The organism is Anaplasma phagocytophilum (assembly GCF_023476575.1).
GTDB classification, from domain to species: Bacteria; Pseudomonadota; Alphaproteobacteria; order Rickettsiales; family Anaplasmataceae; genus Anaplasma; species Anaplasma phagocytophilum_A.
On sequence record NZ_JAHLEX010000072.1, the window covers coordinates 1 to 6,438 of the forward strand.

General features: G+C 41.0%; 7 protein-coding genes. 5 read left to right on the forward strand and 2 right to left on the reverse strand.

From position 1 onward, the window contains the following. Positions 1–239 precede the first annotated feature (239 nt). Both KPX09_RS05620 and KPX09_RS03910 read right to left on the reverse strand, forming a co-directional pair. Entirely contained in the window at positions 240–365 is a 126-nt protein-coding gene (locus tag KPX09_RS05620; protein ID WP_275973643.1) for a hypothetical protein, read from the reverse strand. A 109-nt stretch (positions 366–474) separates the two neighbouring features. Further along, positions 475–924: a hypothetical protein gene (locus KPX09_RS03910; RefSeq protein ID WP_249549085.1), complete on the reverse strand. Its 450-nt coding sequence runs from the start codon at positions 922–924 to the stop codon at positions 475–477. A 192-nt stretch (positions 925–1,116) separates the two neighbouring features. On the opposite strand from KPX09_RS03910, the gene polA reads away from it, so the two are divergent. The 5 genes from polA to KPX09_RS03935 all read left to right on the forward strand — a co-directional run bounded on the left by polA (position 1,117) and on the right by KPX09_RS03935 (position 6,374). Next, positions 1,117–3,675 (forward strand): DNA polymerase I, encoded by a 2,559-nt coding sequence (polA, locus tag KPX09_RS03915; RefSeq protein ID WP_249549090.1) that lies wholly within the window; start codon positions 1,117–1,119, stop codon positions 3,673–3,675. 154 nt (positions 3,676–3,829) lie between these two features. Continuing rightward, positions 3,830–4,540 (forward strand): ribulose-phosphate 3-epimerase, encoded by a 711-nt coding sequence (rpe, locus tag KPX09_RS03920; RefSeq protein WP_249549086.1) that lies wholly within the window; start codon positions 3,830–3,832, stop codon positions 4,538–4,540. Between the two features lie 15 nt (positions 4,541–4,555). Continuing rightward, positions 4,556–5,350, forward strand: coding sequence for an ABC transporter permease (locus tag KPX09_RS03925; RefSeq protein WP_346017238.1), 795 nt, complete (start codon positions 4,556–4,558; stop codon positions 5,348–5,350). A 6-nt stretch (positions 5,351–5,356) separates the two neighbouring features. After that, on the forward strand, positions 5,357–6,082 hold the full coding sequence (locus KPX09_RS03930; RefSeq protein ID WP_249549088.1) for an ABC transporter ATP-binding protein: 726 nt from the start codon (positions 5,357–5,359) through the stop codon (positions 6,080–6,082). A 112-nt stretch (positions 6,083–6,194) separates the two neighbouring features. Continuing rightward, positions 6,195–6,374, forward strand: a complete 180-nt coding sequence (locus tag KPX09_RS03935; RefSeq protein WP_249549089.1) for a hypothetical protein — start codon at positions 6,195–6,197, stop codon at positions 6,372–6,374. Positions 6,375–6,438 lie beyond the last annotated feature (64 nt).

Below are 6,438 nucleotides of genomic sequence, written 5' to 3' on the forward strand. Positions count from 1 at the left end.
CTCGTGGTTATAAATCAGCTAAACCTTGTACGGTATTCGAGCACAAATCTATTTTACACTTTGTATAGAGCAAGTTTTTGATGCTTTTGTTCTCGTAAAGTTATTATGCAGATGCGAGTCTCTAGGTATAAAAAATGTGGCTAACTGTGGCGCATTCAGCCATGCGGTATACTGAGCTAAAGAATATGCATAACAAAAAATCATACTTGCTACAGTGGCTATTGATAGAATAATACGCCCTACAAGTACGGAATAACCTCACAAACCCAAGTACGGAATAACCTCACAAACCTAGGAAAGGTACGACTAAACTCAGAAATTGCTAATTCATAACTAAGCGTTGTATCGCCATATGGTATACACATATCCTAACAGCGCGACATGGCCACAGCTGAAATAAGATGGGGCAACGAGACACCGTGCGTGAGTGAGTGTGTGTATGTATGAGACACGGTGTCAGCTGCACCAACACTATCAGCTCCCCCTCTTCTTGTTCTTGCTAAAAAACGCCGCAAAACGTCTGCACTGCTTGCACACTAGTGCGATCAAAGCATTGCAGCGTGTTCTGAATCCCCCAGATACCTCTGGATTTGAGCTATCAACAGATGATTGAATGTCTCCCGACGAGCTAGATGCATGTTCACTTTTTATGGTAGATACACCTGGACTCAGGGTTTCCTTGAGACCTTCTTCTGCTAACTGCCGTTCTTCAGCATGGGAATCGATAGCTACTTTATCGTCATTATTTGACTTTGAACTCCGAGAACGAACACCTACTGCCACATACTTATTTGTAGTTGATGATCCAGATTTGTGCGCCGCTTTGGTCGCTTTAATTGCCCTGGCACCTGTAGCGATCTTTCTGGGTTTAGGCTGTCTAACATTGCCTACGCCCAGTGTATCAGTGCTTATACTTTGCTGCATGGGTTTGAACTAACTAACTTACAAACCAGGATTGTAATAACATCTTATTATTAAATTCTAAAGGCAGAGGTATAAGTTTTCATGACGGTATCTACAGCGGAATTTTTGATCAATATTGTAAGTAATAATTCTTCGTACTAGAGAAGTTTTGCGTTTTACCATATCCTGGTATTTTAGTCATAAAACAGTGTGATGGAAAAGAAAAGTTTTGTTATCATTGACGCGTATGGGTTTCTTTTTCGCGCGTATTATGCGCTGCCTGGATTAAGCACCTCATATAATTTTCCCGTAGGAGGTGTATATGGATTTATAAACATACTTTTGAAACATCTCTCTTTCCACGATGCAGATTATTTGGTTGTTGTATTTGATTCGGGGGCGAAAAATTTTCGTCACACTATGTATTCCCAATACAAAACTAATCGCCCTAAAGCACCAGAGGATCTATCACTACAGTGTGCCCCGCTACGTGAGGCTGTAGAAGTATTTAATATTGTAAGTGAAGAAGTTCCTAACTACGAAGCAGATGACGTAATCTCCACCCTCTGTACAAAATATGCATCTAGTAATGTTGGCATAAGAATACTGTCATCAGATAAAGATTTACTGCAACTCCTAAATGATAATGTTCAAGTTTACGACCCGATAAAGAGCAGATATCTCACCAATGAATATGTTTTGGAAAAATTTGGTGTTTCATCAGATAAGTTGCTTGATGCCATGGCTCTTACAGGAGATACATCTGATAATATTCCTGGTGTGCCGAGCATAGGAGTAAAAACTGCTGCAAAGCTTATTAACGAGTTTGGATCACTAGACAATGTGCTGAGTTCTGTAGAACAGGTAACTCAGAAAAAGTGTCGCGATATGCTAACAGAGTATGCCGATCAAGCAATTCTATCACGTGACTTGATATCTCTCTGTCGTGATGTAGAACTCGAGGGTGACTTGGAGAAATATGCTAAAAGAGTGCCAGACCCGGTTAAGCTTATGGCCTTTTTAGAAAAATATGAACTAACTTCTCTAGAAGGCAAAGTGGCAAAGTACTGTAAGATGGTTGCTGCGCCAATTCAGAGCAGTAAAGTAATCAAGGAAAAAGACGAAAAATGCGTAGACAGGTTGGAGGAGTTTTTAGAACAATGTCAGCGTAGTGGGTGCTTAGGGTTATATATAGAAGTAGAACAAGGTTTCATCAGTACGATATTTGCTGCATGTGATGATACTAGATCTTTTACTGTCAGAGGGCCTGAAAAGGTGCAAAAGTTTGTGGAGGAAGTAACACCAATGCTGCATTCAGATGCTGTTCTCAAAGTTGTTTACGATGCAAAGTCCATGATGCGGTTTTTTCCTGAGTTGCGGGCATTTGACGATATTATGATAATGTCATATAGCCTTGATACAGGTCATCACGATCACGGCTTCGATAGCATATCACAGCGTCACCTTGGTCAATTATTTGGCATTACAAGTGGATGCATATTGATACGGTTGCATCAAGTTATAATGAAAAAATTATTCTCAGCTAAGCTATACACAGTTTATTACACACTTGAAAGGCCATTAGTGCCCGTAATATACGAATTAGAAAAAACAGGGATAAAAATAGATACTGAGTTATTGAGGCAGTTGTCTGATGAATTTTCTTGGTCCATAGGCAAGTTGGAAGAGGAAATATTTGACCTTGCAGGATGTAGATTTAACATAGCCTCCTCACAGCAATTGGGTAAAGTCCTCTTTGAGCAAATGCGTATAGGGGGAGCTAAAAAAATGCCTTCTGGAAGTTACTGCACCAATGCGGAAGTGCTTACCGCACTGGCATTAGATGGGGTTGAAGTTGCTGATAAAATCTTGAAGTGGCGTCACTTTACTAAACTAAAGAGCACGTACACAGATGCTTTAGTCAGGCAGGTTGATGTTAATACTGGAAGAGTGCATACCAAATATTCAATGACGGCTACTGCAACAGGACGGCTAAGTTCAAGTAATCCAAATTTGCAGAATATACCTATCAGAAGCAAAGATGGAGAAAAAATACGCAGTGCATTTATTGCTGAGAAAGGTCATAAATTGATAGCAGCAGATTATTCTCAGATGGAACTAAAAATATTGGCACATATTGCTGATGTGAAAGCTTTCAGACAAGCCTTTGCCAAAGGATTAGACATTCACGTTGTTACGGCACAGCAGATCTTTGGTGAGTATTATGAAATTGATTATGAGCTCAGAAGAAGGGCAAAATCTATCAATTTTGGGATAATATATGGTATGGGCTCTTACGGATTAGCGAGAAATATAGGCATAAGCAGAAGGGAAGCTTCTGAGTACGTGGAGCAGTATTTTCAATACTATCCCGAAATCAAGCGGTATATGGAAACAACAAAAGCATATGCAAAAAAACATGGGTACACCACTACTGCTTTTGGGAGAAAGTGCTTTATTGAAGGGATTAATAGTCCGAAACAAGCTGTACGTAGTGTTGCGGCAAGAGCTGCAATTAACGCACCTATACAGGGTACTGCAGCTGATATTGTAAAAAAGGCTATGGTAAGGTTGCAAGCTCAACTCGCACAGGGAACAATGCTTCTCCAAGTCCATGACGAATTATTGGTAGAAGTCCCAGAGGAGCACGTACACTCAGTGGCACGTTTGATGAAAGAAGTAATGGAGAGTGCGGTGGAGTTTTCTCTACCTTTGGATGTTAATATAAGTATTGGAGATAATTGGGGAGAAATGGTTGAAATCGAGGTATAAGAATGTGTCACAAAGTGCGTGCGATTTTAAGATTTGTACTTTTAATCGATAAGTTAAATGCGTATGCACAATTTTGGCGTTTTACCCGTTGCAGCTTGAAAGACTCTTGTTCTGCCTATATAATGCGTGAATTCTTGTTTGGTGGCTGGTTACATTGTTAGCTAAAAAGGAAGACTTTCACACCTTTGGTAATGGTGTTGGCTCTGCAGAAACAGGTGGAGTTGTAGTTTCTGCATCCATGTTGTCTGCGAATTTTTCGAATCTTAGAGAAGAGATAGTAGCAGTTAGTGCGGCTGGTGCAGATTGGTTACACATTGATGTAATGGATGGATGTTTTGTCCCCAGTTTGACTATGGGGCCTGTGGTGATCTCCGGCATTAGGAAATGTACAAATATGTTTCTTGATGTGCATTTGATGGTTAATCGCCCCGGTGATCATCTGGAGAGTGTGGTAGATGCTGGAGCTGACATGATTACAGTGCACGCTGAGTCAGAAGTGCATCTATGTAGGTTAATAAAGCAAATTAAGCTTTATGGTAAAAAAGTTGGGGTATCCATAGTTCCAAAGACTCACCACAGCGTCTTGGAGTACATTATACATGATTTAGATGTGGTATTGGTAATGTCAGTTGATCCTGGTTTTGGGGGACAGGCATTTTTGGAAGCACAGTTAAAAAAGATAGAGTACATTCGCAAGATGATAGACGAAAGCTCAGCAACCGCGAAAATAGCTGTTGATGGCGGCATTTCAATGGATAATGCCAAGGCTGTAATCGAGGCAGGTGCTGATATACTCGTTGTTGGAACGGCGCTATTTGCTGCTGACGATATGAGTAAAGTTGTAAGAACTTTAAAAGCATTTTAAAGGAAGTAACTTATGATGATGGAATTGTGTAAGAACATTCCCCTATTTTTTTTTGCTGCTGTGGGCAGGTATTTTGTGGGACTGCTCATCCCTGTAGGCAGGGTAGCGATTTTTTGTGTTAAGGCAGTCTTCCATAGTCTTGTACCGCCATACTATCTATGGATAACTACAAAGCAGTTTTTTGAGGTGTGGTTTTTCTCTCTTCCTATAGTGGCAGTTACATCTTTATTTACGGGAGGCGCGCTGGCTCTGCAGGATACCCTCGTGGGAGGTGCTAAAGTATCAGGCAATTTCATGGCTGGGATAGTTACTGTGGCAATAGTCAGGGAGTTGGGACCTGTGCTGTTAGGACTTATAGTTGCTGGACGTATAGGGGCAGCTGTTGCGGCGGAGATAGGCACTATGCGCATTACAGAACAGATAGACGCGTTGACTACGTTAGATACCGATCCTTTTCATTATCTTATAGCACCACGAGTTATAGCTTTGGTATTGGCTATGCCGGTACTCATGATTTATGCCGACATTTTAGGAGTTTTTGGCGGCTTTGTTGTAGGTACTTTGGGGTTAGGCTATGGGCAGGAAGAGTATCTGGGGGGAGTAATGGAGTTTTTACTCCTGCAAGATGTGATAGAAGGGCTGGTAAAAGCTGTGTCGTTTGGGTTGGTAATTTCACTAGTTGGGTGTTACAACGGGTACCACTGCGAGATAGGAGCAAGGGGTGTGGGAACAGCAACAACAAAAACTTCAGTAGCGGCTTCTATGCTCATAATTTTGTTAAACTATATAATTACTGTTTTTTACGCGTAGTGTAGTATGTACGCTGTATCTCTTTCAAATTTGCATGTCTCTTTCAATAACAAGGCGGTTTTGAAAGGTGTTGACTTGGACATAGCGTGGGGGGATTCCTTGGTTATCTTAGGGGAATCTGGTAGTGGAAAGTCTGTACTGACAAAGGTTATATTGGGTCTAATAGTGCCCCAAGAGGGAAGAGTTACTGTAGATGGCACCAATATCCTTGAGCATAGGCAGGGAATCAAGAATTTTAGTGTTTTGTTTCAAAACTGTGCGCTATTTGACAGTCTTACGATTTGGGAAAATGTAGTATTCAATTTCCGTAGGAGGCTTCGTTTAGATAAGGCTAATGCTAAGTCTTTGGCTTTACGGGGATTGGAGCTTGTGGGATTAGACGCCGGTGTAATGAACGTGTATCCTGTGGAGCTATCAGGCGGGATGAAAAAGCGCGTAGCTTTGGCAAGAGCTATTATAGGTAGTCCAAAGATTCTAATTTTGGATGAGCCAACTTCGGGATTGGATCCTATAATGTCTTCGGTAGTTAGTGACATAATTGCGCGATGTCACAGGGATTTTAACCTTACTATTATTACCATCACGCATGATCTTAGCAGTGCATTTCACGTTGCTAATAAGATTGCTGTACTGCAAGGCGGCAAAATTATCGCATGTGATGGAGTAGAGAACATAAAAAAGAGTACAGATCCGTATGTCGCCAAGTTTATGAAATTTGGAATGCACACGTGATAGCTCTACAGTGAGGGGAATATGCTGAAACCTCTGTATAAACACAGTGGTAGTGCGTGCACGGAGAGCGTATAGCACTTGGACCATATCTAAAACTGTGGGAACTTTTCCTGTGAGTGATTGTGTAACGATGCCAGAAACAATTAAGAAGGCTTTAATGGGGCAGCGTAGAGCTGGAGCAATTTGGGAGTATTGGTGGTTAGAAGATAAAGTGTTCTTGTTAACAGGAGATAAAGCAAGCATCAGCAGCATTTATCTTGTTCTAAACATACTTAATGTGTCATTATTTTAAAAGCGTTGTTATTCGCAAATAACCAGACTTCTAGTACTAGGTTACTATGGATATATCATTGGTT